The 26,106-nt window shown below is 32.6% G+C and carries 25 protein-coding genes; 17 read left to right on the top strand and 8 right to left on the bottom strand.

The window, feature by feature from the left end:
* Positions 1-58 precede the first annotated feature (58 nt).
* Genes GFS03_RS10740 through GFS03_RS10680 form a run of 13 tightly spaced genes read left to right on the top strand, consistent with a single transcriptional unit; the run spans position 59 to position 13,803 of the window.
* Positions 59-2,368 carry a CDC48 family AAA ATPase gene (locus GFS03_RS10740; RefSeq protein WP_153424081.1) on the top strand — a complete coding sequence of 770 codons (2,310 nt, stop codon included), beginning with the start codon at positions 59-61 and terminating at the stop codon, positions 2,366-2,368.
* A gap of 5 nt (positions 2,369-2,373) precedes the next feature.
* Positions 2,374-2,616: a hypothetical protein gene (locus GFS03_RS10735; RefSeq protein WP_153424080.1), complete on the top strand. Its 243-nt coding sequence runs from the start codon at positions 2,374-2,376 to the stop codon at positions 2,614-2,616.
* The gene (gene fen / locus GFS03_RS10730; RefSeq protein ID WP_153424079.1) at positions 2,613-3,668 is read left to right on the top strand and encodes a flap endonuclease-1; all 1,056 of its coding nucleotides are present in this window, start codon (positions 2,613-2,615) and stop codon (positions 3,666-3,668) included. Before GFS03_RS10735 ends, fen begins: the two co-directional genes overlap by 4 nt.
* 46 nt (positions 3,669-3,714) lie before the next feature.
* Positions 3,715-4,362, top strand: a complete 648-nt coding sequence (locus GFS03_RS10725) for a precorrin-2 dehydrogenase/sirohydrochlorin ferrochelatase family protein (protein WP_153424078.1) — start codon at positions 3,715-3,717, stop codon at positions 4,360-4,362.
* A complete protein-coding gene (locus GFS03_RS10720) occupies positions 4,349-5,605 on the top strand; it encodes a glutamyl-tRNA reductase (protein ID WP_153424077.1) in 1,257 nt (418 codons plus the stop codon). Before GFS03_RS10725 ends, GFS03_RS10720 begins: the two co-directional genes overlap by 14 nt.
* Positions 5,559-6,569 (top strand): porphobilinogen synthase, encoded by a 1,011-nt coding sequence (hemB, locus tag GFS03_RS10715; protein ID WP_153424076.1) that lies wholly within the window; start codon positions 5,559-5,561, stop codon positions 6,567-6,569. The genes GFS03_RS10720 and hemB overlap by 47 nt, the downstream gene beginning before the upstream one ends.
* On the top strand, positions 6,542-7,822 hold the full coding sequence (gene hemL, locus GFS03_RS10710) for a glutamate-1-semialdehyde 2,1-aminomutase (protein ID WP_153424075.1): 1,281 nt from the start codon (positions 6,542-6,544) through the stop codon (positions 7,820-7,822). The genes hemB and hemL overlap by 28 nt, the downstream gene beginning before the upstream one ends.
* Positions 7,819-8,700, top strand: coding sequence for a hydroxymethylbilane synthase (gene hemC, locus GFS03_RS10705; protein WP_153424074.1), 882 nt, complete (start codon positions 7,819-7,821; stop codon positions 8,698-8,700). Before hemL ends, hemC begins: the two co-directional genes overlap by 4 nt.
* Positions 8,681-9,376: a uroporphyrinogen-III synthase gene (locus tag GFS03_RS10700; RefSeq protein ID WP_153424073.1), complete on the top strand. Its 696-nt coding sequence runs from the start codon at positions 8,681-8,683 to the stop codon at positions 9,374-9,376. Before hemC ends, GFS03_RS10700 begins: the two co-directional genes overlap by 20 nt.
* A gap of 1 nt (position 9,377) precedes the next feature.
* The gene (locus GFS03_RS10695; protein WP_153424072.1) at positions 9,378-9,635 is read left to right on the top strand and encodes a hypothetical protein; all 258 of its coding nucleotides are present in this window, start codon (positions 9,378-9,380) and stop codon (positions 9,633-9,635) included.
* Complete coding sequence (locus GFS03_RS10690) at positions 9,636-11,282, top strand: alkaline phosphatase family protein (RefSeq protein WP_153424071.1); 1,647 nt, start codon at positions 9,636-9,638, stop codon at positions 11,280-11,282.
* The gene (locus GFS03_RS10685; RefSeq protein WP_153424070.1) at positions 11,248-12,684 is read left to right on the top strand and encodes a (2Fe-2S)-binding protein; all 1,437 of its coding nucleotides are present in this window, start codon (positions 11,248-11,250) and stop codon (positions 12,682-12,684) included. The genes GFS03_RS10690 and GFS03_RS10685 overlap by 35 nt, the downstream gene beginning before the upstream one ends.
* Positions 12,685-13,803, top strand: coding sequence for an NAD(P)/FAD-dependent oxidoreductase (locus GFS03_RS10680; RefSeq protein ID WP_153424069.1), 1,119 nt, complete (start codon positions 12,685-12,687; stop codon positions 13,801-13,803).
* A gap of 3 nt (positions 13,804-13,806) precedes the next feature.
* Here GFS03_RS10680 and GFS03_RS10675 read toward each other — a convergent pair whose 3' ends face one another.
* Complete coding sequence (locus GFS03_RS10675; protein ID WP_153424068.1) at positions 13,807-14,793, bottom strand: MBL fold metallo-hydrolase; 987 nt, start codon at positions 14,791-14,793, stop codon at positions 13,807-13,809.
* Between the two features lie 30 nt (positions 14,794-14,823).
* Positions 14,824-16,629 (bottom strand): ATP-dependent DNA ligase, encoded by a 1,806-nt coding sequence (locus tag GFS03_RS10670; RefSeq protein WP_153424067.1) that lies wholly within the window; start codon positions 16,627-16,629, stop codon positions 14,824-14,826.
* A gap of 168 nt (positions 16,630-16,797) precedes the next feature.
* Between GFS03_RS10670 and dcd the strand changes: the two genes are divergently transcribed.
* The gene (gene dcd, locus GFS03_RS10665; protein WP_153424066.1) at positions 16,798-17,352 is read left to right on the top strand and encodes a dCTP deaminase; all 555 of its coding nucleotides are present in this window, start codon (positions 16,798-16,800) and stop codon (positions 17,350-17,352) included.
* Here dcd and GFS03_RS10660 read toward each other — a convergent pair.
* The 5 genes from GFS03_RS10660 to GFS03_RS10640 form a co-directional block, all read right to left on the bottom strand.
* A complete protein-coding gene (locus tag GFS03_RS10660) occupies positions 17,306-17,995 on the bottom strand; it encodes a CopG family transcriptional regulator (protein WP_153424065.1) in 690 nt (229 codons plus the stop codon). The two genes, dcd and GFS03_RS10660, sit on opposite strands and share 47 nt — an antisense overlap.
* Before the next feature lie 44 nt (positions 17,996-18,039).
* Positions 18,040-18,741: a protein disulfide oxidoreductase gene (gene pdo / locus GFS03_RS10655; RefSeq protein WP_153424064.1), complete on the bottom strand. Its 702-nt coding sequence runs from the start codon at positions 18,739-18,741 to the stop codon at positions 18,040-18,042.
* A gap of 193 nt (positions 18,742-18,934) precedes the next feature.
* The gene (gene amrA / locus GFS03_RS10650; RefSeq protein ID WP_153424063.1) at positions 18,935-19,618 is read right to left on the bottom strand and encodes an AmmeMemoRadiSam system protein A; all 684 of its coding nucleotides are present in this window, start codon (positions 19,616-19,618) and stop codon (positions 18,935-18,937) included.
* Positions 19,545-20,075: a Mut7-C RNAse domain-containing protein gene (locus GFS03_RS10645; protein ID WP_153424062.1), complete on the bottom strand. Its 531-nt coding sequence runs from the start codon at positions 20,073-20,075 to the stop codon at positions 19,545-19,547. The genes amrA and GFS03_RS10645 overlap by 74 nt, the downstream gene beginning before the upstream one ends.
* Positions 20,072-20,323, bottom strand: coding sequence for a hypothetical protein (locus GFS03_RS10640; protein ID WP_153424061.1), 252 nt, complete (start codon positions 20,321-20,323; stop codon positions 20,072-20,074). The genes GFS03_RS10645 and GFS03_RS10640 overlap by 4 nt, the downstream gene beginning before the upstream one ends.
* A gap of 11 nt (positions 20,324-20,334) precedes the next feature.
* On the opposite strand from GFS03_RS10640, the gene GFS03_RS10635 reads away from it, so the two are divergent.
* From GFS03_RS10635 to GFS03_RS10625, 3 genes are read left to right on the top strand one after another with little or no spacing between them, the layout of a single operon-like run.
* Positions 20,335-22,164, top strand: coding sequence for an Rqc2 family fibronectin-binding protein (locus GFS03_RS10635; protein ID WP_153424060.1), 1,830 nt, complete (start codon positions 20,335-20,337; stop codon positions 22,162-22,164).
* Between the two features lie 19 nt (positions 22,165-22,183).
* Positions 22,184-23,047: a serine/threonine-protein kinase RIO2 gene (locus GFS03_RS10630; RefSeq protein ID WP_153424059.1), complete on the top strand. Its 864-nt coding sequence runs from the start codon at positions 22,184-22,186 to the stop codon at positions 23,045-23,047.
* Positions 23,044-24,885, top strand: a complete 1,842-nt coding sequence (locus tag GFS03_RS10625) for a DUF460 domain-containing protein (protein ID WP_153424058.1) — start codon at positions 23,044-23,046, stop codon at positions 24,883-24,885. Before GFS03_RS10630 ends, GFS03_RS10625 begins: the two co-directional genes overlap by 4 nt.
* On the opposite strand, the gene GFS03_RS10620 is transcribed toward GFS03_RS10625, so the two are convergent.
* A complete protein-coding gene (locus tag GFS03_RS10620; protein WP_153424057.1) occupies positions 24,859-26,073 on the bottom strand; it encodes a methionine adenosyltransferase in 1,215 nt (404 codons plus the stop codon). The genes GFS03_RS10625 and GFS03_RS10620 overlap by 27 nt on opposite strands.
* Positions 26,074-26,106 lie beyond the last annotated feature (33 nt).

Genomic DNA, 26,106 nt, shown 5'->3' with positions numbered 1-26,106 from the left:
CTTTGGTACGTTAGTTCTTATATATCCTTTATACGCTAAAATATTTTGGAGATAAAAATTGAGCGCTAGTTCTGGAGAGGAACAGAAACCGCAAAGAAAGGAGTTAATACTTAGAGTAATGGAAGCAAGACAAAAAGATGTTGGGAGAGGAAAGGTACGAATTGACATCGATTTACTTTCACAAATTGATGTAAGCCCAGGTGACGTAGTTGAAATTGAGGGAACAAGAAAAACTGCAGCACTAGCATGGCCTTTATCACCAGAGGATACAACAACTGGAGAAAAGGACATAATACGAATGGATGGAATCACCAGGAAAAACGCTGGAGTCTCAATTGGAGATAAGGTTATAGTAAGAAAAGCAGTTGTAAGGCCAGCTAGCACAGTAAAACTAGCACCATCTAACTTCTCAATTACTGTAGATCCAGGTTTCATTAGTTATGTTAAGAAACGATTAAAAGAATTTCCCCTAGTTGAAGGAGATACAGTGTTAATTCCTGTCCTAGGCCAAGCCATACCGTTTACTGTAGTTCAAGTCAAACCAGCTGGTATCGTTCTAGTGAATGACGATACGATAATAAGTATATCTGATAAGCCAGTGGAACCTTCCAGATATCCTAGAGTCACATATGAGGACATAGGTGGAATGAAAAATATTATAGAAAAAGTTAGAGAGTTAGTTGAGCTACCTTTAAGACATCCAGAACTATTTAAACGATTAGGAATAGAGCCGCCTAAGGGTATATTATTATATGGCCCTCCTGGAGTGGGAAAGACATTACTAGCAAAAGCAATAGCTAATGAAACTGATGCGTACTTTACTTCAATTAACGGGCCAGAAATAATGAGCAAATTCTATGGAGAGAGTGAACAAAGATTAAGGGAAATATTTGAAGACGCTAAAAAACATGCTCCTGCAATAATATTCGTAGATGAAATTGACGCAATAGCACCGAAAAGAGACGAAGTGATAGGAGAAGTAGAAAGAAGAGTTGTTGCACAGCTACTCACTTTAATGGATGGTCTCGAAAATAGAGGAAACGTAATAGTAATAGCTGCAACCAATAGACCTAGTGCTGTTGATCCAGCCCTAAGAAGACCAGGAAGATTTGATAGAGAAATAGAAATACCGTTACCGGATAAGCAAGGAAGATTAGAAATACTACAAATCCATACAAGGAACATGCCCCTATCTAAAGATGTTGACCTAGAGAAGCTTGCAGATATGACACATGGGTATACTGGTGCTGACTTGTCAGCATTAGTAAGAGAAGCCGCGATGAATGCCTTAAGAAGATACTTGCCAAAGATAGACTTGAATCAGGATAAGATACCTCCAGAAATACTAGAGTCTATGGAAGTTAAGATGGAAGATTTCATAAACGCATTTAAAGAAATAGTACCAAGTGGCTTAAGAGAAATTTACATAGAAGTTCCAGAGGTTAAATGGACAGATATAGGCGGCCTTGAAGAAATAAAAGAGGAGTTAAAAGAAGTAGTTGAATATCCTCTGAAATACTCAGAGTTATACCAAAATTCTGGTATAGAGCCACCTAAGGGTATATTGCTGTTTGGTCCACCGGGAACTGGAAAGACAATGCTGGCAAAGGCTGTGGCAACTGAGAGCGGAGCAAACTTCATAGCAGTTAGAGGACCAGAAATATTATCCAAATGGGTAGGTGAAAGTGAAAAAGCAGTTAGAGAAATATTTAGAAAAGCTAGAATGTACGCACCAGCTGTAATATTCTTTGACGAAATAGATTCAATAGCACCAATAAGAGGAATCTCTTATGATTCAGGAGTAACGGAGAGAATAGTAAATCAGTTATTAGCGGAAATGGATGGAATTGAAAAACTAGAAAACGTAGTAGTAATAGCTGCAACCAATAGACCAGATATCTTAGATCCAGCACTATTAAGGCCAGGTAGATTTGAAAAGTTAATATATGTACCTCCACCAGATAAGAAAGCAAGAATAGAAATATTAAAGGTTCATACTAGAAACATAGTGTTAGGAGAGGACATCAGCTTAGAGGATGTAGCTGAAAAGACTGAAGGCTATACTGGAGCTGATTTAGCTGCATTAGTAAGAGAAGCTACAATGAGAGCTATAAGAGAGAGTATGAAAATATGCATAGACAAAGCTAACGAGAATTGTAAATCCACTGACACCGAATGCAGAGATAAAACTATGAAAGAGTGTATGAAAGTTAACGGGGTCAAGGTTTCCTTAAGACATTTCGAAGAAGCTATGAAGAAAGTTAAACCATCAGTTACGCAAGATATGCTGCAATTCTATCAAAATTGGGTTGAAAAGGCCAGACAACAATTACCAAAAACTACAGTTAAACCAAGTACATATGCGTGAAGTTAATGTGGAGAAATGTACCATTATATAATATTGTTTTAGAAAAGATCTTAGATAAAATAAGAAAGAATAATAATAATATAAGAGATGATGATCTTTTTAAAGAAGTGAAAAATTCAACAAACTATGAAGTATCTTACAATGATTTCTTAAAAGCACTAATGGCATTGGAAATTAGAGGTTATATATCGGTTTCACTAATTAAAGAAAATGTAAGAATGATAACATATTTAGGTGATAAGGAATAGGAGTAGATTTAGCAGATTTAGTAAAAGACGTAAAAAGAGAGCTTTCACTTTCCGAACTTAAAGGAAAGAAAGTAAGTATTGATGGATATAATGCGTTATATCAATTTTTAGCAGCAATAAGACAACCGGATGGAACTCCATTAATGGACTCCCATGGAAGGATAACAAGCCACCTAAGTGGATTATTTTATAGAACGATAAATATCTTAGAAGAAGGTGTTATACCGATCTACGTTTTTGACGGTAAGCCACCAGAGCAAAAAAGTGAAGAGATAGAGAGAAGGAGAAAAGTAAAGGAAGAAGCAGAGAGAAAGTTAGAAAGAGCTAAGAGTGAAGGGAAAATAGAAGAACTAAGGAAATATTCACAAGCTATACTTAGATTGTCCAATACGATGGTAGAAGAAAGTAAAAACTTATTGAGGGCTATGGGAATACCTATAGTTCAAGCACCTTCAGAGGGAGAAGCTGAGGCTGCATATTTAAATACATTAGGATTTAGCTGGGCAGCAGCTAGTCAAGATTACGACTCATTACTTTTTGGGGCTAAGAGATTGGTAAGAAATTTGACAATCACGGGAAAAAGAAAACTTCCTAACAAAGACGTATATATAGATATAAAACCAGAATTAATAGAAACTGAATTATTACTTAAGAAATTAGGAATAACAAGAGAACAATTAATCGATATAGCTATATTAATTGGAACTGATTACAACCCTGATGGAATTAAAGGAATAGGACCAGAAAGAGCGCTAAGGATAATCAAAAAATACGGCAAGATAGAGAAGGCAATAGAGTACGGAGAAATTTCAAAAAGAGATATCACTTTCAATATTGATGAGATTAGAGGTTTGTTTTTGAATCCACAAGTAATAAAACCGGAAGAAACTTTGGATTTAAATGAACCTAATGAGAAGAATATAGTAGATATCTTAGTAAATGAACATAACTTCAATGAGGAAAGAGTTAAGAATGGAATTGAAAGATTAACTAAAGCAATAAAAGAAGCTAAAGGAGCGTCTAGGCAAACCGGATTAGATAGGTGGTTTTAGAAGTTTAAAGTTAAACTTAAAGTTATCTACTTATATCTACTACCTTGTGATCACAAAGGATTATTATCCAATTTTTATAGATCTTTCTAATTTTCGTGTACTTGTGATCGGGGGAGGCAAAGTAGGTACAAAAAGAGCATTAGCTTTTAAAAAATATGGAGCTGATGTATCTGTTATAAGTTTGGATTTTTCCCAAGATCTTCTCAACTCAGATATAAAATTAATTAAAGAAGATGCAAATAATATTGATAGAAATGTACTAGAAAAATACGATATAATTTTAACTTGTACGAATAATTTTGAGCTCAATGAGAAACTTTGTAATATAGCTAAAAATTTAAGAAAACTTTGTAATAATCCTACTAATCCAGAAAACTCTAACTTTATAGTTCCAATATTCTATTCTGATAATGATCTAGAAATAGCTATAACTACTAAAGGGAAATCTAGTATTCTAGCTAAAGAGATCCTATCTAAAATAACCAGTATTGCTAATAGTCCAGAAACTAGAAATTTATTAAATGCAATGTATGGTGTAAAAACCATATTAAAGAAGAAAGTAGTCGATCCATCTGTTAGATATTCCTTTTATCATAAAATATATAATGATGAAAAATTCCGATATTATGCTACTAATGGATTAATAGAAAAAGCCTTATATAGAGCGGAGGAGATAATTAATGACAAGCAATGAGGAATTACTACAAAACTATTGTTCAATCTTATTCACGTACAAAACTATAGGGATAAGTAATCTTCACTTATATTATTTTAGAGAAACGGAAATAAAGTCCCTAAAACAATTAGTCAATGCTGAATTTGCTGTTCTACAAACATGTAATAGAGTTGAGATATACTTATATTCAGATACAAATACAATAAATGAAATTAATAAAATAATCCAATATTTAAATAATGTACATAATGAGCCAATTGGGAATCAAGCTAGAGTTCTCTGCGGTAAAGATAGTATAAAACATCTATTTCTAGTAGCCAGTGGTGCTGATTCTTTGTCTATTGGAGAGTATGAAATCTTATCTCAAATTAGATCAACTATTGACATGTTTAAGAAATTAGGATTTAGTGGAAAATATCTGCAAATACTCTTTGAAAGGGCAATTAAAATAGGTAGAAAAGTCAGAGAAGAGACTAGTATTTCCAAGGGAAAAATTGGTATATATTCTCTTGCTATTGATGAGGCTAAAAAGCGATTTAATGATTTCCGTGATAGAAAAATTGTAATAGTAGGCGCTGGTGAAATGGGACAGAAAATAGCTAATATGCTATATAATGAAGATGTCAAAAATGTTACCATTATGAATAGAACAGTAGAAAAAGCAAAACAACTTGCCCTAAAATTTGGCTACAATTATGAAAAATTAGATTTAGACAAGCTAGGTAACTTCGATATTGCTTTTATCTCAATTTATCATGAGAATCTCAGACTGGAAAACAAGTGGAACACATTAATTGTCGATATAACTGTCCCTCCCTTATTTACTGGGAATAATGTAATTACCTTGGAAGAATTAGAAAGAATATCAAAACTTAACTTTAAAACTAGAGAAGAGGAGTTAACTAAAATTAATAAATTCGTAGAAGATGCGATAAATGAATTGATATATGATTACAAAAAAGAAATCTATAGCGAATTTATGTCAAAAATAATGAATCGTGTAGAAAGTATAAGAGAAAATGAAATTCTAAAAGCCTATAAAGAACTTGAAAAACTTGGAATAAACAATCAACAGGTTAAGGAAATATTAGATTTAATGACAAGATCAATAATTAAAAAGTCTTTCCAACCCCTTTTTGATAATGTAAGATCTCTAATATTTAACGAGAAAGATGCAATCAACTACATTAACTTTCTAATCGATATTTTTAAAGATGGTAACATTCCCAGTTTTGAGACCAAGAAGATTAAGGAAAACTAAATTAGTAAGGGATCTAGTAGCTGAAACGACTCTTTCTCAAAACGATTTAGTACTTCCAATATTTATAAAGGAAAGTATAAATGAGCCAGAGCAAATTCCTTCAATGCCGGGAGTATATAGATATCCACCAAATGATAAGTTAATCAATTATGTACAAGAAAGCTATGAAAATGGTATCCGTAGTGTCATACTGTTTGGAATTCCATCTTATAAAGATGATATAGCATCCTCAGCCTATGATAAAAATGGTATAATACAGAGAGCGGTTAAAATAATAAAAGATAGTTTTAAAGATAAGATTATAGTAATCACCGACGAATGTACTGATGAATATACATCTCATGGCCATTGCGGCCTTGTTAAATACAATAATGGGTGTTATGTAATAGATAATGACGAAAGCCTAAAAATTCATGCAAAGATCGCGTTAAGCCAAGCTGAAGCTGGAGCAGATATTATAGCCCCATCAAGCATGATGGATGGTGTGGTTAAGGCCATAAGAGATACGCTTGATGAAGCTGGTTACAACGATACATTAATAATGTCATATAGTGTAAAGTACGCTTCAGTAATGTATGGTCCTTTTAGAGACGCAGCTTACTCTAAACCGGCGTTTGGAGATAGGAGAGGGTATCAGATGGATCCTAGGAATGGATTTGAAGCATTAAAAGAAGCTAGATTAGATATAGAGGAAGGCGCTGATATTCTAATGGTAAAACCTGCGCACACATATTTAGATGTAATAAGGTTAGTAAAAGATCATTTCCCAGAATATCCTCTAGCTGCATATCATGTTAGTGGCGAATATAGCATGATAAAAGCTGCAGCAATTAATGGATGGATAGATGAAAAGACCGCAGTATTGGAAATCACTACCGCAATAAAAAGAGCAGGAGCTGATTTAATTATCACTTATTATGCTAACGATATCGCAAGATGGCTAAAGGAAGGTGTACCATTTTGAATAGTGAGGAACTGTGGACTCAAGCTAAGCAATTATTTGCAGGAGGAGTAAATAGTCCGGTTAGAGCAGCAGTCAAACCATTCCCATTTTATGTAGAGAGGGGGATAGGAGCCTATATTTACACAGTCGATGGTAAAAAGTTCATTGACTATGTATTGGGTTACGGACCGCTAATTTTAGGTCACTCTCCGGAATCCGTAAAGAGGAAAATAATTGAACAATTAGAAAAAGGTTGGCTTTTCGGAACTCCTAATAAATTAGAAATAGAATTAGCTAAAAAAATTAGCTCGCATATACCATCAGCTCAGAAAATAAGATTTGTGAATAGTGGAACTGAGGCTACAATGACAGCTATGAGGTTAGCTAGAGGCTATACAAAAAGAAGCAAAATATTGAAGTTTAGCGGAAATTATCACGGAGCTCACGATTATGCACTTGTGGAAGCTGGAAGTGCTGCTACTGAGTATAACGTTGCAACTTCTGAAGGTGTTCCTACGGAAATAATAAAAACAGTAGAAGTATGTGAGTTTAATGATCTCGATTGCGTAGATAAAAAATTAAGAAGTGAGGAAATTGCTACAGTAATCTTAGAGCCTATCATGGGCAATGCTGGTGTAATCTTACCTGATAAGGACTTCTTATCTGGAGTAAGAGAACTTACAAAGTCCTACAATTCATTATTAATCTTCGATGAAGTTATAACTGGTTTTAGGGTCGATATAGGTGGAGCACAGGCTTACTATCAAATTTATCCAGACATAACAACACTAGGTAAAATTATAGGTGGTGGTTTCCCTATAGGCGCAGTAGCAGGCAAAGCTGAAATTATCGATAACCTTACACCTGCTGGTAAAGTATTTAATGCTGGTACATTTAACGCCAACCCCATATCCATGATCGCTGGAATTGCCACGATAGAAGAACTTGAAAAAGAATACCCATATAATATTGCAAACAAAGCCGCTAAGACTCTCGTAGAGGAATTAGAAAGATTACTAAAAATAAAGCATACAATAAATCATGTTGGAAGTATGTTTCAAGTATTTTTCGGAATAGACAAGGTTAGAAATTATTCAGATGCTAAAAGGGCTGATAAGGAGTATTACATAAGGTTTCATGAAAGATTATTAAAGGAGGGAGTCTTCATTCCGCCAAGTCAATATGAGACGATTTTCACTTCAGCTTCACACAAAGACGATGTAATTAACGATACTATCGATAAACTTGTGAAAGTAATAGGCGAACTAAGTTGAAAATCCGAATAGCCGCAAGAGGAAGTAAACTAAGTAGAATACAGGTTGATATGATAGGTGAAAAATTAGGGAAAATTGGAATAGAATACGAAATGATAGAAATAAAGACGAAAGCCGATTTATTTTCTAATGAACCCTTAAGTAAGTTAGGGAAAGGAGTTTTTGAAAAAGAAGTTAATGAAGCTGTATTAGAGGGAAAAGCCGACATTGCAGTGCATAGTATGAAAGATATTTTATCAGAAATAAATCCTAATCTTGAAATATTTGCGGTACTGGAAAGAGATCCTCCCTTTGATATATTGATTGCAGAGAAAAATTTAGATAAGTTAGATTCAAATATTACTATAGGTACCAGTAGCATAAGAAGAAAAAACTTCCTTAAATACATCAAGCCAGAAATAAATATAAAAGATATTAGAGGAAACGTAGATACTAGAATAAGAAAATATCTCTCAAAAGAATATCAAGGTTTAATTTTAGCCGAGGCCTCCTTAAAAAGGCTTAATATAAGTATAAACTATCACAGACTTAATGTCTACGATTTTACTCCAGAAGCAAATCAAGGTATTATAGTAGCGCTTGGAAGAAAAAAAGATGAGAAGATAAAAGAGATATTCGAAGAAATTAACCATAAAGATACGTTGGATGAGGCATTAGCAGAGCGAGCGGTAATTAGCTTAGTAGGAGGTGGATGTCATTCTCCAATTGGCGTATTGTTTAAGAAAGAAGGAAAAGAGTTATATGGTATTGCGAGTTATAGCAATGGAAAGAAAAAAATTACTGTATCTATTAGCAAGCCAGGAGATCCATATGCTATAGGATCTGAACTAGGCGTGTTATTAAAGAAGGAGATGAAGAATGAGAGTGTTATTCCTTAGGCCTGATAACGAAGATGTAGAACTCAATGAAAAGCTTATGATACTTCAGAAAAATGGGATTGAGGTTCTAAACATACCCATTTTTAAAATAAAATGTATCCCATATTCAATACCTAACTACGATTATGAGGCCCTTGCATTTACAAGCAGAAATTCAGTTATTTGTTTTAAAGAACATTATCTCCTTAAAAATCATAAGATATATGCTATAGGAGAAGAAACTTCAGAGTTGTTAATTAAAATGTACGAAATTAATCCAATAACTCCAGGGAAATTTACAAGTGTAGAACTAGCTAAAAGAATCTTGGAAGATAAGATAAGTAGTGTACTCGGCATAAGGAGTAAAAAAGCTTCTGAAGATATGAGAAATCTTCTTACTAGCAAAATTAAATATGATGAGATTTATGTGTATGACTCAGAAATAATCAGAGATAATGTAGATAGGGTGTTAGAAATTTTAGCTAAATGTAAAGTTGATGCCATAGCATTTACTAGCTCATTGATGGCAAGACTAATTGGTCCTTATATTGGTAGAGAGTGTAAAATTATAGTTTATAGTATAGGTCCAATGACGACAGAAACTTTGAAACGAGTTAATAATGAGGTAAAAATAATAGAAAGTAAAACACATTCTATCAAAGGCATCATAGAAACTATTCTGGTGGAGATGAAATGAAATGGACGAAATTAAAGATTTAACGCTTAAAGTTCTTAAAAAGATCGATAATACGATAATTGATAATAGTCTCCAAATTAAGTATTATCAGAGCTTTAAAGATAGATTCGATGTGTTCGGTGAATATGAAAATCAAATAGGTATTTATGAATTCGCGATAAGTTTCGATAAAAAAGGTAATTTAAAAAGATCTCATATTAATATGATTTCTCCGAAAAATATAAGAAAAGACTTAGAAAAGAAAATATACAAAGAATAGGTGCGTAATTTGAAGACACTACTAATAGTCATTGATGGAGTTAGTTATTCCGTTTTTAATCAATTTAGATATAATTTGGATACTATGAATAATCTTGTTGAGAATGGTAGCTTTGGTAAACTAGAGAGCGTTTTCCCATCAATAACACCAGTAGCATTGGCGTCTTTGTTTACAGGATTCTTACCAGTAAATCATGGAATAACTTCCACCAAGATCTTCATAAAAGGCTATAGTCTAAGTAAACCACTATCTGCACATAGTAGTATACCATTAAAGGTTGATCCAATATGGTATCTTTTAGCGAAGAAAGAGTATAAAGTAATAGTGACTTCAGCACCGCAAGCTTTACCCGATAAATGGAAACTAAAAAATCTTACGTTATTTGATCCCTATAAGTCAAAAATTAAAGAGTGCAGTGATGGAGCTTTTCTCGATATTGGCAATACAAATATAAACGGCGTTAATTTTAGTATTGAAAATAATAATGGGGAATATACTATAAAAATAACTGATATTAAGAATAATATCTTATCATTAAATTTGAGGCAAAATGAATGGACATCTCCACTTGAGGCAATGATGAGATGCAAAGGAAAGGAAATAGAGGGAACGTTTAGATTAAAGGGGTTAAGTAATGGTATTTATCTTACACCGATATCTTTTCTAATTCCTAATTGGTCTAATAATCAAGAGTTACAAAAGGAAGTATGGGAGAACGTTGTTAAAAAACATGGAATGGTCCTAGATGGTGATTATGTTTCTCTAAAATCTAATATAATTAGTTTCACTGAATACTTCGAAACTTTAAAATTCGCCTATGATTTTTTCTATAACTATTCGTTATTTTTGCTTAAACGTGAAGATTGGGATTTCGCAATAACATACCTACCAATAGTAGATAATATACAACACCTACTTTATGGTATAGACGATTCAAGGTCATTAGATTTTATTTTCCAAGTATATAAGATGGCAGATAACTTTGTGAAAGCGCATGTTGAATTAGCTGATAATATAATTATTTGTTCGGATCATGGAATAAATAAGGTCAAAAAGAGATTATATCTTAATAAATTTTTAGAAAAGCTTAACGTACTAAAAATAGTCGATAATAAGAAAATAGATTGGAAGAGAACTAAGGCGTATTATGGTGGCGGAGGAATTATTAGAATTAATCTAAGAGAGAGGGAAAAATCTGGAATAGTAAGTAAAAAGGAATTCAATAAGTTAATTAAATATTTAACTATTAACTTAGAAAGATTGGAAGATCCTGAAACTGGAGAAAGAATATTTACCGTGATATATTCTAATGAGACACCAGCAAATGATAGACAAGGCGATATAGTAATCAATGGCGTTAATCCAAAATACTCCATCTCAAGCAACATAGAAAAAAATACAATATTTGAAAACGTCATTCCTTACAACACGACTACTGCGGACCATGGATATTACAGAAATGATGACATCAACGGGATTATAATATTATATGGAAAAAATTTTACCAAAAAACGAATAGACATGAAAATAGTTGACGTTACACCTACTATATTGAAACTTTATGGAATAAATTATAAATCCGATGGGAAAATTATAAATGAGGTCTTCAAAAATGGATATGCCAATAGTACTAAGCAAAAGGCATAGAAGACCTAGAAGTATAAAAGATTGTGAGCCAGGCTTACCATATAACGAGATAATAGAGAACGGAAAAAGAATCGACTTATGTTATAGTTCACAGATTAACAAATATACGAGAAAAATTGAGATACCAGTTAGTAACAGTATCTTACATAATAAACTATTGCGAACATTTCCAAACCTAGTAAAAACTTACTCTAAACACTTTATCAATTTACCAGATACAATAACAAGCTATAATGGTCAAAAAGAGCTGGAATTCCTTGAAGTACAGAATCTAATTATAGGAGGAGGAACTTCTGGGTTAGGGGTCTTATCGGAAATAAATAAGATGGAGAAAACGATCTTGGTATCATCTAATATCGAATGGAATACTTATATACCTTATCCATTACCACAAACTAATAAAGACGAATTCTCTAAGTTATTAAAGAATATTATTAATGAAAATAAGGATAAAATTGTAGAGGGAGTTTTACTAGGTAAATTCGATGAAGGAATAGGATTTCTTACGTCTAACAAGATATTAATAATAAAGGCTAAAAGAATATTTTTAGCAAGTGGAGGAAGATACATTCCACCAATATTTGATGGAAATGACGTACCTGGTGTAATATCAAAGAATCTTTACTTAAGATACGGAAATCAGATTACGAACATAGTTGCTTTAGGAAATAGTGACGATATAATAAAAGCGCTATTTAAAGTTGAAAAGAGAATTATAATCAATAATGGTATATTGTTTTTGTCAAAATATTACAGAGAATTAATAGATGAGCTGGGCATTGAAATAATAAAGAGTACTAACCTGCAAGTGAAAAGGGAAAAAAGTGGAATGATAAAGATAATAACTGATGAAAGAACATTTACTTCAAATATGCTAGTTTATGCAATAATTAAGCAACCAAAAATAGATCATTCATACAATATTGGGATTTCATACGATTTCAATGAGTATTTCCATCTTTATATGCCAATACATTCCATGGAGGGAAAGACTTATGAAAACGTTTACGTAGTTGGAGGAATGCGTGGAATTTCAGATGAATATACCTCATTTTTGAGTGGCAAAATAGCTGTTAATGAGAAATACTTAGATGAATTCATAAATAATTTAAGGGACTATACATATATTTATGATTATTATCAGAATAAGGGACCTAAAAGAAATTTCTCTCCATATATTTATGGAAGTAAGGGATACGTATGCGAATGCGAAGATATTACCCTAAACGAAGTAAAGAGACAGATAAGTAGAGGATTTAGCAAAGTAGAAGAAATAAAAAGAATTACAGGTTTAGGTACAGGTGAGTGCCAAGGAAAGTTATGCACGTATTCATTAGGAAGTTTTCTAGGAGATAGGCAACTCATAACGTTTAGAACTCCATTATATAGAATGGTGATTTGAATGATAATTATCGTTGGCGCTGGTTCACATGGTTTGAGTTTAGCATATCATCTAGTAAAAAAGGGCTATGATAAAAAAGATATAACACTAATAGAGTGGAAAAGAATTGGTTATGGATCGAGCAGCAGGAACGCATCTAGATATAGATATCATTTTTACAGTAAGGAAAACGTAGAGTATGCCATTAATGCGATAAATTATTTAAGGAAACAGTCGAAAGAACTGGAGTATAATTCATTATTATTAAGAACTGGATATTTATGGATCATTAACGAAGAACAAGAGTATAGTTTATTCAAAAAGCTAGATAGTTTTTGGAGCTCATATAATATAGGAGGCAAATTTATAGAATGTAAATACCAATTACCTTACATAAAATTTGAAGGACAATGCTACTTAGCACCTCAAGATGGTGCATTTCATCATGATTACATATTGTATAGTTACTATTATTCAATCAAGGATAAGATTTCGACGATTTATGATAAAGTGGTCTCGCTAATAAAAGATGGCAACAAAATAAAAGGCGTAAAATTAAGTAGCGGAAAAGAAGTATATGGCAATAAGGTTATAGTTACTGCAGGAGCGTGGAGTAATGAAATACTATCCAGTATTGGAATAAATGTACCTATATTTCCAGAGAAAAAAGAAATATATATAACAGAACCTTTAAAATATTTTATTGAACCATTAATTATAAATTCTAAACTTCAAATCTATTTCTCACAGACACTAAAAGGAGAGATAATTGGTGGAATAGAAGATAAAAGGGACTATAAATTTGAGGAGTTCACAATATCTATATCTAATGCCATAAAATTTCTTAAAGGTATAAGACAATTAATAAAAGGAATAGAGGGCATAGGAATATTGAGAGGATGGTCAGGTTATTATGAGATGACTCCAGATAGTTCTCAAATTATGGGATATTCTGATGATTGGCCAGAAGGTCTGTTTATTGATGCAGGCTATAGTGGTCACGGTATGATGTTTGCCCCATACTCTGGAAAAATAATGGCTGATCTAATTGCGGATAACATCAAGAATAAATTCATAGATATCTTCTCGCCTTCCAGATTTAAGTTAAATAAGTTAATTAACGAGACACTTGTAATTTGATTTTTATGGCATATTAATCGCTATTTTACCTAATTTTTTGGAAATATATTCAGCTAACTCTTTACCATAGCTTCTCCTTCCGCTATCAGTTATGATATACTTTGCAGAAGTTTTTTCTACGTAATATATAAGATCATCGAAATCAGCATGGTCACTAAACGATACAGTATATGACTTTTCATCAATCTTTTTCACCACATCCCTAAATTCCCATCCACTTAACAAAAAATTGAAGTATTTACCATTTCTTCGTTTGAATTCATTATAATGAGAAAAAGAAATATACCAATTATCACGCATTATTTCTTTAGCTTCAGTTTGACTTTCATCAAAAACTTGACTTATATTATAGCCATACTTTATTGCAATATTTGTCATCTTGGAGATTTTACCACCTACTATAAAAGGAGCATCGATACCCATTTTTCTTAAACTGATCATTATCTCTTGCAATTTCCCATGATAGCCGTAAATTCTCACTGGGCCACTTATAAGCGCATCTCTAACATAATCTGCAAATAAACTCTCCACATCATCTTTAAAAGGTCTTCTGAAATCTGGCCTACCATACGTAGCTTCAATTATTAAAATATCTGGATGAAGTATTGGAGTACCTTTATCTGGATTCTTAAAATCACCGGTATACCCTATTTCTAAACCGTTTTTGAGTGTAATAAGAACTTGCGCAGAACCTATCACATGATCTGACTTTTTTAGCACAATAGTCTCATCATCAATAGTCATTTTTATATCATAATTTAAACCAAATGCCTTTCTTGGTGGTATAGCGTAATCCAGATTTAATATCTCTAACGTAATAGGTGTTGCAATTATGCCATCACAAATGGAAATACTTTTCTCAAGTCCCGTTATATGATCAGCATGAAAATGTGTAACAACCCGGAATGGACGTTCATAATGTCCATCTACAGTAAATTTTTCACCGATCAAGATAGCGCCGTTAGGAAGTATCTTTACAAGATTTTGCACATAATAACATTTGCAGAGCCCCGATATATTTTAAACGCTCTCGTCTATAGATGGCGATTCAATTTTCTTCTTAGGTTGCTTGTTGTACATTTCAAGTATCTCATCAGTTGTTGTAGCGTCTTCTGGACTTTTATCATCTCTCCATCTTATAAATCGAGGAAATCTTATAGATAAACCAGCATCCTTCTCTATGACGTCTTGGCAACAAGTATGTAAAGGAGATATTGTTATCTCCGCTCCAATTATTTCCGCTACATAAACTGGCTCTACCCATATATCTGGTTCCATCTTAGAATTAACTCTAGGATGCTTTATATCCCTCTTTATTTCCATTAACTTCTTTTGTAACTCGTCAAGTTGCTCGTCCGAAAATCCACTAGCCACCTTGCAAACAGATTCGAAAGTATCAGTCTTAGGATTATATGCAGCCATCAATAGCGAGCTTATCTTACCGCCTCTTTTACCCTTCCCATAGAAACCACCAACAACTACCAGATCAACTGTATCAGCCATCTCGCTTTGATAATCACGTTTAAGCTTTATCCATAACCAACCCCTAGCACCGGCTTGATATATTGCATCTTTTCCAATTGCCTTCACCATCACTCCCTCTCCACCCTCGGATATTGCTCGATAGAAGAAGGATTTAAGATCCTCTACATTATTAACTTGAATATGGTGAGCTATTTTTACATAATCGTTTGGTTTTACAATACTTTCTAACAATTTTCTCCTAACTTCCAACGGCTTTGTAGTATAATCTACATCTTCATAATACATTAAATCAAAGAGAAATACGTTTACTGGATATTCCTTAATTGCTTCATAAATATCTGACTTTCTCTTTCTGTGCATTAACTCTTGAAATGATCTCATCTCGCCGCTTTCTGGATCTATAGCCACTATTTCTCCTTCTATAATGAACTCTTTGCCTTCAACATATCTGTTAATGTAGTCTACTACATCTGGATACTGCGAAGTAATGTTCTCTAATCTTCTAGAAAATATAAAAATTTTGTCTCCTTTTTTGTGTATTTGCGCCCTCTCTCCATCATATTTATAATCAACTAATGCATTCCCACCTACTTTCTTTAATATTTCTTCGGGGTTCGATAATCTTTCAGCTAGCATCGGCCTAATTGGTATTCCGACTTCCGGCTTTAGAGTCTTTAATGCTTCAATTCCCTTCTCTACTATAATTTTTGCAATGTTTCCCAAATCCGCCCTGAGATTATACGCTCTTTCAACTATTTCTGATGCGGACTGCCCCCCGCCAAAAGCTATTGCCATAGCATCTAAGACTGTTGCATCTCCTATACCAACTCTAAGTCGACCTTCAACAAATCTGACTAGGAACTTAGCCTCTAATGGATCTGCCTTTTTTAATAGGCCAGCCAGTAATCTTATCTTTAAATCTCTACTGCCCTCTCCAGTTGTTAATGCTACCTTAGATAATGTAGAGTAAACTTCATCCACCGTCAAGCTCTCTTTATTTGAAGTACCCAAAAAACCTAAAATCCCTGTACTTTGCTGCTTGCTTTTTAACCTTCGAGCTACTTCTCCAAGATCACCTATTGACTTATAGAGATTTTCTACTGAATTTTCATCTGTATTCGTAGCTATACTAATTGCTTTTATTAAGAATTTCTCTCCGATTCCAAGCTCTGGATAACCTAAAAAATCAGGCCATAATTTGCCTTGTATAATATAAACTACCTTATCTATAACTGCCTTATCGCTTTTGCTTAAAAGATCAGCTAGTAAAGCTGTAAGTTGGAGCCTTGAGGATATCTTCTCTAATTTATCAAAATATTCGGCAATAACTTTAAACTCCATAGATTAATTTATATTATCTGCAGTTATTTATAATCATTTCATGGATGATGAATACTCGGCAATTACCGAATTCAAATGAAGAGTCAGAGTTACTCTGAACATGTATGTAATATAAATATTAGGAGGTACTACTGGTTTTTAACCCTTTATAACTACAATATTTTTAATATGATTCTATCAGATAGGGATTTGAAGTATTATTTAGAAAAGAGTTGGATAAAAATTGAACCACTTAAAAATGACACAGTAAGGGAAAACGGGGTTGACTTAAGAGTAGGTAATGAAATAGCTAGATTCAAAAAAACTGACAAAGTGTTTGATCCTGATAATCCTGATCCTTCTTTCTTCCATACGGAAAAAGGAGAGGAATTTATAATTCAGCCTTATGAACATGTGCTACTAACAACTGAAGAATATATAGAGTTAAATAATGATGTTATGGCTTTCGTGAATCTACGGTCAACATTCGCCAGATTAGGTCTATTTATCCCGCCTACAATAGTTGATGCAGGATTTAAAGGACAAGTAACAATAGAAGTAGTGGGCTCATCTTTTCCTGTAAAAATAAAGAGAGGCACACGTTTCATTCACTTAATCTTTGCCAGAACACTCACACCAGTTGAATATCCATATCAAGGAAAATACCAAGGACAAAAAGGAGTTACATTACCTAGATTTAACTCACAAATTTCCAGCTTTTACTATCAGCATCAAAGTATATAACACTATATTGTCTAAGTTTCTGGAACAACTTATATTCTTGTTTTGTCAAATATTTTTGAACTTCTATCTCATCTGAAGTAGAAATACTACCTATTTTCTTCTTAAATTCCTCATAGAAATTAGAGTCTATCGCTATCCTCTCTGGGTCAGTTGTTATTACTATTGCTCCTTGAGTTTCTAATTTATCAAAAAACGCATCAGGATTATTCAACTTCAATTCAGATTCATATATCACACCTTGATCTCTTAGTATATCTATCGCAGTCTTCTTGTGTTGACTTTCAGATTTTACATTAAGAGATTTAGACTCAAAAGTCTTTTTTGGTTTCTTATTTATATCTTTTGTAGTGTCCTTATTTTCGCCTATTTTTTCCTCTAATATCTCTATTCTTTCTGTTAATATGGCTATTTTTTGTTTAAGTTCATCAATCTGAGAAGTAAAAGGATTAATCATATCTTGCATCTTTTTTTCTATTCTTGATACAATTTGCGCATTATCTACTTGAGAACCATGAGAATAAGATGAAGTAGAGAAAATAAGTGATTTAATAAAATCACTCATTAAAACGAAACCTTCTTTTCTCGCCCGTTCTTCTAACTCCTTATACTCCTCATCTGTTAGCTTTATTGAAATTATCCTCATTACTCTCTACTATAATATTTAATAGATACTGTGATAAAAGAGTTTCAGCTTATCTTTTGCTTTTCTAAAATTGCGTTGATAAAGTTCTCTTCATATGGTACGCCTATAAATTCTACAGATTCATTTATAGCTATAGATGGTACTGACATTACTTGATATTTCTCAGCAATATCTTGATTTTCATAAGCTTCCACTACATCAGATATAACATTACACTTTCCTGCTCTGCAAGCCTCAAAAGCAACCATATGTGCCATTAATGCTGCATAAGGACAGTATGGACAAGATGGCGTGACAACAGTTTCTATCTTTACTTTACCGTTCAGTTTAGATTTTATAGCTTCTATGGTTTCTTGACTTAACCCGCTCTCGCCTTGTGAAAGCCTTACTATAGTCTCAACTAATGCTCTTATTTCCTCACCCAACGGAGCTCCTGTCCATCTAATATATCCGTTATAAAATGCTACAGTAGGAACTCTCTCCACGTGGAACTCTTCGAAAATTTTTCTGTCATTTTGATTTGCTCTATCCACTATATGAACCTTTAATAAACTACCATTGTCATCTTTTGGCGCAGCACTAGCGATAAACTCCAGAAATTTAGTAGTGACGCTGCAATATTGACAATTAGAGTCTTCGCTATCTACGAAGACATAAACATCTACGGGATTTCTCATATCTTTTAATGCATCTTGTAATGCATTTTTAACTTCATCACTAAATAGTTCGGCATATTCTTGTTCCATACTTTAACACCGTATATACAACATATCACTACTAGCATAAAAAAGTATTTCTGAGCTTTTTATCTAAATCTCGTTCGTCCTACTTTATAGTTATTATATTTTTTAAGTATTTATTCGGGAAGAAAGAGTTTTATTTCCGAGAATTACCGTATAAGTTATTATAAGAAGTTCGTTTTCTTACTTGATAATATCCTCAGAAGTTATTTAGTAATTCGTTTAATTTACATTTAATATCGCGAGGTTCTATCACTATAATATCGCTTCCATTAGGTCTAGTCTCTCTAAATATTATTCCATGGAATCTTTTAATTGTGACCGAGTTGTCTAACCAACAATCTGGTTCCAAAGAAGCCTTAATACAAGTTTCTGCTAAGAACGTTTCTTCGTCCCAACAATATTCCATGGGAACTTGAGGCAGTAAAAGACCACTATGGAGAATACCTTTTTCAACTATCAAACCATCCTCTCCGACTTTTATAATCTTAGGTAAATCCCACCTATTTTCTACCTTTATCTCTTCTGGTTTTGTTAGAACTGTAACCTCAATAATAATTTCTGATAATTCGTCCTTTTGTAGTGGATTAAATCTTGGATCTGAAAAAGCAGCAGCTTTAGCTGCAGACGCAACTATCTGCTTCAAAGGAGCAACTGCTTCAACATAACCTATACAACCTCTTAAGGAAGTCGTGTTATGCGTAATTTTCTCCAAAGTTACAAAAGCTAGACCTTTTTTATCTAAAATGGGATTATTATAGTTACTCAAATCTAGCTTGTCTAACTTGAATTCTTCTTTAATGGATTTTTTAGCTATTTCTATTAGTAACTGTCCTATCTCTTTGTTTAATTCCTGTATCTGTACTAGATCCCCTTGAATCATTTTTGCCTTCTAATTTTAGTAGTTCAGAATTAGCTTTAATTATTACCTCTTCAATCGTCTTCCAATGTCTGCCTTTCCAATACTCCTTCTTACATTTAGGACACATCCACTTACCTTCTGACAATTTACTCAAAACTGAATTACACTGAGGACATCTAGTAGCGTTTATATTTACAGATAAATCAATTTTAGATCTAAATGCAATAAAGGCCAAATCTCGTATTATATTAGAATCTGCAGAAAGTAGGATGCAAACTAATCCCCTTTTGATAGAGCGGTTATAAATACCTCTATCTCTAGTTATAATGATTCTTTTTTGTGTCTCAGCAATCCTCAGAATCTTCCAATCTTCGAAATCATTACTATATAGCGTATCATAACCCATGATCCTTAGCCATCTTGCAATTTTACCAAGCATACTATCTACAACGAATTTTTGCGTTAGCATGAGCCTCATCTCATTGCAAGATTATAGATTAATAGTAAACTTACAAACCAAGAAGAAAGATATATTCCGGTACCTTTACCAAAGATATTTCTAGCCTTTTTTTCTCTAAATAAGAAAAGTGAAAGCATAGCTGAGAATACATAAAAGGAGATTACTACTGCAAGGACATAAATTGCTGAATAAAATATTGTCGAGATGCCTCCAGCTACGATTCCTAAAATGCCTCGCATAATTAATATTTTATCCTCTACTTCCACATGTCTAATGAATGAGCTCTCAGAATATAAAATTACAGAGAAAAAACAGTATGACATACTTTGATTTAATAGCATGGATTACAGAAAATAAAAAAGCAATAGAAGGATGTATAATAGATAATGTTTTCTTAGTACAAAATAGTGAAAATATGTATATTCTGAAATTACACTGTTTTGGAAGAGACCAAGAATTAATAATAGAGCCGGGTAAAAGAATAAACATAACCAAATATAATTATCCAAAAATTTCTTCAACAAAAATAACTACACTGAGAGAGCTAATTAGGGGAGATATAATTGCAAATATACACATATTAAACAATGAAAGGATATTAATTCTAGAACTTAAAAGAGACGAGAAAAAGATAATAGTAGAATTACTACCTAGAGGAGTTTTGGTAATAGTAGATAAAAATAATAAAATATTATTTGCAAGCGAATATAAAGAATTCAAAGATAGACTCATAAGAATAGGGGAAACATATAAACCTCCTCCCGCAAGCAGACCTAATGAAGAAGAATTAGAAAAATTAATTAAGAAGGGGAGCATAGCAAAAGCCTTAGGAATTCCACAAGAAGTAATAAACTATCTTAGCTTACAAAGCGTTACATCAGATATTAACTTGATAAGAGAAAAAATAAAGAACTTAGAGCTTTCACTAATAAATGGAGAAATAAAACCATGCCTTATAGAAGATACAACTGTAGTTCCTTTTCATCTTGACGGGTGCAAAGAATACCAAAGATTTAATGATGCAATAGATGACTATTTCTATACTATTTCTCAAAAAGAGTTATCTGAAAAATCCTCTAAAGTTATCTCAGAGGAGAAACAGAAGATCATAAATACAATTAAACAAATAGAGGATAGTATAAAAGACTATGAGAATAAAGAAAAAAGTTATAGACAATTGGGCAATATTATACTTTCCAAGTCATACGAAATAGATCAAATATTATTAGACAATAGATCAAAAAGTAAAAAAATAAAGCTTAATCTAGATGGAGTTGAAATTGAATTAGATACATCACTTTCAGCTACTAAAAACGCAATAAGATTTTTTGAAGAAGCTAAGGAATATAAAAGAAAAATTGAAAGAGCTATTGAAAGTTTAGAAGAATTAAAAGAAAAATTGCAGAAAATAGAAAAACAAGAAATAGAAAAACAAAACGAGATAAAACTTGTGCTAAGGAAAAAAGAATGGTATGAAAAATATAGATGGAGTATCTCAAGAAATGGATATTTAATAATTGCAGGAAAAGATGCAAGTCAAAATGAAAGTATAGTAAAAAAATACCTAAGGGATAAGGATATATTTCTCCATGCCGATATCGCTGGTGCTCCAGCGACAATTATCATAACACAAGATAATAAGACAGTACTTGAAGAAGATATCTATGACGCGGCAGTTATCGCAGCAAGTTATTCAAAAGCCTGGAAATTAGGTTTAGCATCTATTGATGTATTTTGGGTTTTAGGTAATCAAGTCTCTAAATCACCTCCTAGCGGAGAATATCTTAATAAAGGTTCATTCATGATATATGGAAAAAAGAATTTCGTAAAAAACGTTAAACTACAATTAGCAATTGGCCTCATACAAAGCGAAAACAGTGTATCAGTGATCGTGGGAAGTGAAGAAACTGTTTCAGTTAAGACTAAATACTATGTTATTATAGCTCCCGGTGATGACGATAAGGAGAGAATAGCTCAAAAGATTACAAAAGTGTTTAGTAGGGCTTTACCAGACATAAAAGGGCTAAATGTATTAAAATCAGATATTGAAGATAAAATTCCAGGTAAGAGTAAGATAGTTAAGACAAGTATAACATATAATAGTTAAAAACTAATATAAAATAGGAATGAGACTTTCACTGGCTGAGAAAGCATCACTCGTGGGGCCTTTTGATTATATATTACTAAAGGCAATATATAGCCTTAGAGATAAAAACGAATTCGTTAATTTTAATTCCTTAAAGAGAAGATTAGATATTAAGGATGATGAGGAACTTAAAATATCTTTAATGAAATTATCTGAGCTTAGACTTATTTTTAAAAATCCAACAGATTTATCTTTTAGGTTAACATTTTCTGGCCTAGATATTTTAGGAATAAAATTGCTGTATGTAAATAAAATCTTAAATAGACTAGCGGAGATAATAGGGATAGGAAAAGAAAGCGTAGTGTATTATGGGTACGATTTCAATGATAACAAAATAGTAGTTAAGTTTCATCGAGTTGGCACGGATAGTTATAGGAAAGTTAAATTTAGAAAAAGCCCAGAAAAGAAAAGTTGGCTTTCGATTACTGTGGAGAATGCTAAAAGAGAGTATGAGGCTCTTACATGTTTAAATAACGAAGGGGGCTATGTCCCTAAGCCATTAGGAGTAGAGTATAACGCAGTAGCAATGGAATATATAGATGGGATAGAGCTTTACAAAATACCAGTTACCAATCCAGATCTAAACTTAGATGAAATCCTTGAAAAGATTTTGGAAACCATAAGAATAGGCTATACTATTTGCAACATAACACATGGAGATCTAAGCCCATATAATGTACTTATAGACAAAGATGGAAATCCATATATTATTGATTGGACACAGGCAACGAAATCAGAGGAAAGATTAGAAAAAGATTTATCAAATCTTACAATATTTTTTAGAAAACATGGGATAAATGTAGATATTCATGATATTTTTGATTATGTAAGAGGGGTATCATGAAAATTATGGGAATTGATATAGAGGCGATGGAAAGTCCTTCCTCTAAGTCACAGCCACTATACTCAGTTATTATCATTGATGAAAACGAGAAAATAATCTATAAAGCAGAGAACGTAAGTTTAAGTAGAGTTATTAGATTATGTTGGGAATACAATATTGATATATTAGCGACTGACAATATTTACGAATTGGGGGAAAATGATAAAGACATCATTAATATCGTAAAATTATTACCACAAAATACTAATATCGTTCAAGTCACATACCATAATGGAGAATTTAAACAAATAAGAGAATTAGCTAAGGAAATAGGGTACGAAGTACAAGGAAAATTATCCCCGCAAAAAACTGCATATTTAGATGCGTTATTGGCTTTAAAAGGATATGGAACTAGTATAAAAATTGAAGAGAAACGTACTAAAATAGTTGTATCAAGGGGAAGAGCATTAGGCCCCGGAGGAATGAGCCAGAATAGATATAAAAGGTATATAAGGGGAACCCTTCTGCGAGTAGCTAAGGAGATAAAGGAAAAACTTGATATGAAAGGATTTGATTACGACATGATAGTGAGAAGGTCTAGAGCTGGAATTGAGGGAGCAGTATTTATAGTTTATACTCCTAGAGAGAGACTGTACGGAATTGTAAGAAAAATGAGAGGACACGATGTAGTAGTGGATATTAAGCCAATATATAAAAATAAGATCGAATTTAAAGACAAAAAAAGTGAAAGAAGATTAATTGTTGGAATAGATCCTGGTACAGAAGTTGGACTATCAATAATTGATATCTATGGTAGACCAATTTTATTAACATCAAGAAGAAACATTGACAGAGATGAAATTGTATCCTTAATCTCTAAAGAGGGAAAAGCAATAATAGTAGCTACTGATGTCAATCCATTACCTGACACTGTAAAAAAGATCGCTAGCAAATTTAACGCTAAGATATTTATCCCGGAAAAAAGTCTAAGTGTAGATGAAAAGCAAAGACTTATTGACGAGTACTCCAAGTTACATAAGTTAAAAATAGATAATCCTCATGTTAGAGACTCATTAGCTGCTGCTTTAAAGGCATATAATGAAATAGAGAGCAAATTAAGACAAATTGAGAGTTTCATCAGTAGATTAGATATTGATATAATAGATGAAAATCGTATTTATGATTGCGTAATATTCGGTACTACAGTATCTGAATGCGTGGAGAAAGAAATTGAAAAAATTATCGAAAAAGATAATAAAAATGGAATTAAGGAGAAACAAAAAGAAAAAGATACCGCTAAAGATATAAATAAACTAACTAAATTAGAAGAAGAAAATAAGGAGTTAAAATCGGAATTATTACGTTACAAAAGGATAATTTATAATCTCATTAATGAAAGGGATACTTTAATAAGAAAAATTGATGAGATTAAACTGCAGACTAATAAAGAAATAGAAAGAGACAGAAAAATTTACGAGCTAAATCTAAACTTACAGAATGTGTACAAGGTGATAAATGAACTTGAGAATAAATTACGTTATAATGAGAAACAGATTGAAAAACTAAAGAATGTAATACATAAACTATTAAATGGAAAAGTAATAGTAATTAAGAGAGATACTAACATTAATGGTATAGTATTTGATGGAAGTAATATTTACATTGGAGAGGAAAAAGTCAACTGTGAGATAGCAGAATATGTAGATAAGGAGATTATAATACTAGATAAACTAGTCTTGAAAGATCTGGAAGTATTACGGAAAGAACTACAAATAGAAAGGTCTAAGAATATTGATATAAAAAGAATAGTTGATGAATACAGAAATAAAAGATTAAAAGAGGGTAACTTTTCCTTCTAATATTAGCTCAGTTAACTTATTAAATGAACTTAGCATTTCATCTACGATTCCACTAATTTCATTTTTAGTCTCATTACTGAGTTTTCCATCATAAGTAATTACATCAACATTAGCTATTAAAGGATCATCTATTGGTCTTCCTATTTGTCCAAGAACTTGAACTTGTGAGAATTTCACGTCCTTTACTTCTTGAGCTATTTTATTAGCTATAAGATTAGCTAAAACGTTATACAATTTACCAACATGATTAACGGGATTCTTTCCAGCAGTAGCTTCTAATGACATGGGCCTCATTGGTGTTATTAGTCCAACACCTCTATTTCCTCTTCCAGTCATTCCATCGTCACCATGCTCAGCAGAAGTACCAGTTACAGTCAAATAAAGTATATTCTTATCTATCTTATCTCCTGTGTTAACATAAATTCTTACATTATAATCTGGTGCTATTTTTGATGCTAGATCTAGTATCTCATTCTTTACTTGTTCTTTTACATTAATATAATGATTAACATCTTCAATTAGTTCGCTAATTGTTGCCATTGCTATCGTGAGGTCAACTTCATTCGCTCTCCTTAATCCCATCACTTTTATGTCCTCTCCTACTTCAGGTAATTTAGCTTTCAACTGTTTTGAGTTCAAATATCTCTCTGTTTCATAGACTAGTTTTTCTAACTTAGTAAATGGAGCAAAACCTACCCCAAAACTAGTATCATTAGATAGTGGAACTCTCTTGCCAGCTTCAAATATACCTACTAAATCAGTTGACCCTTTACCTATCTTATAGTCAACTATAAGATGCCTTTCTGCGTCGAGATATCTAAAGTTATTTCTTATCCACTCTTTTACGCTCTCTATAATGATAGTACCCACAGGTATTTGCTCTACTCCACTTTCCGTTTTTACCTCTGTTGTAGCTCTGCCTGCGACTATAATATATATTGGTTGAACTATATCCCCACCTTTAAAACGAGGAGTAGCCTGTCCTCCAACTACTAGTGTTTTATCTAAATTATGATGTAAAATTACACCATATTTTTTGAGATAATATAATGAAAGCTTTCTACTAGCTTCTTCAGCTACTGCGTCTGCAATATAATCTGGATGTCCTAATCCTTTTCTCTCAACTAGTTCTACTTGAAGTTTCTCTATATCTGAAAGGGGATTCAACTGTACATTTATGTTTCTCATTATAGGTTCCTCAAATACCTCTAATAATTTAAA

The organism is Sulfolobus sp. E5-1-F, from assembly GCF_009601705.1.
Lineage (GTDB): Archaea > Thermoproteota > Thermoprotei_A > Sulfolobales > Sulfolobaceae > Saccharolobus.
Note: the sequence above shows the minus strand (reverse complement) of the source record. Positions and strands in the feature narration are given on the sequence as shown.

Excerpts from the sequence above, each read along its gene's own strand:
- GFS03_RS10700 (WP_153424073.1), top strand. The coding sequence starts at position 8,681 with ATGAGAGTGTTATTCCTTAGGCCTGATAACGAAGATGTAGAACTCAAT.
- GFS03_RS10660 (WP_153424065.1), bottom strand. The coding sequence starts at position 17,995 with ATGAGGATAATTTCAATAAAGCTAACAGATGAGGAGTATAAGGAGTTA.
- hemB (WP_153424076.1), top strand. The coding sequence starts at position 5,559 with ATGGTAACATTCCCAGTTTTGAGACCAAGAAGATTAAGGAAAACTAAA.
- GFS03_RS10645 (WP_153424062.1), bottom strand. The coding sequence starts at position 20,075 with ATGAGGCTCATGCTAACGCAAAAATTCGTTGTAGATAGTATGCTTGGT.
- GFS03_RS10735 (WP_153424080.1), top strand. The coding sequence starts at position 2,374 with ATGTGGAGAAATGTACCATTATATAATATTGTTTTAGAAAAGATCTTA.
- pdo (WP_153424064.1), bottom strand. The coding sequence starts at position 18,741 with ATGGAACAAGAATATGCCGAACTATTTAGTGATGAAGTTAAAAATGCA.
- hemL (WP_153424075.1), top strand. The coding sequence starts at position 6,542 with ATGGCTAAAGGAAGGTGTACCATTTTGAATAGTGAGGAACTGTGGACT.
- GFS03_RS10680 (WP_153424069.1), top strand. The coding sequence starts at position 12,685 with ATGATAATTATCGTTGGCGCTGGTTCACATGGTTTGAGTTTAGCATAT.
- amrA (WP_153424063.1), bottom strand. The coding sequence starts at position 19,618 with ATGATTCAAGGGGATCTAGTACAGATACAGGAATTAAACAAAGAGATA.
- GFS03_RS10720 (WP_153424077.1), top strand. The coding sequence starts at position 4,349 with ATGACAAGCAATGAGGAATTACTACAAAACTATTGTTCAATCTTATTC.
- GFS03_RS10695 (WP_153424072.1), top strand. The coding sequence starts at position 9,378 with ATGGACGAAATTAAAGATTTAACGCTTAAAGTTCTTAAAAAGATCGAT.
- GFS03_RS10625 (WP_153424058.1), top strand. The coding sequence starts at position 23,044 with ATGAAAATTATGGGAATTGATATAGAGGCGATGGAAAGTCCTTCCTCT.
- dcd (WP_153424066.1), top strand. The coding sequence starts at position 16,798 with ATGATTCTATCAGATAGGGATTTGAAGTATTATTTAGAAAAGAGTTGG.
- GFS03_RS10620 (WP_153424057.1), bottom strand. The coding sequence starts at position 26,073 with ATGAGAAACATAAATGTACAGTTGAATCCCCTTTCAGATATAGAGAAA.
- GFS03_RS10635 (WP_153424060.1), top strand. The coding sequence starts at position 20,335 with ATGAGCTCTCAGAATATAAAATTACAGAGAAAAAACAGTATGACATAC.
- GFS03_RS10670 (WP_153424067.1), bottom strand. The coding sequence starts at position 16,629 with ATGGAGTTTAAAGTTATTGCCGAATATTTTGATAAATTAGAGAAGATA.
- GFS03_RS10630 (WP_153424059.1), top strand. The coding sequence starts at position 22,184 with ATGAGACTTTCACTGGCTGAGAAAGCATCACTCGTGGGGCCTTTTGAT.
- GFS03_RS10685 (WP_153424070.1), top strand. The coding sequence starts at position 11,248 with ATGGATATGCCAATAGTACTAAGCAAAAGGCATAGAAGACCTAGAAGT.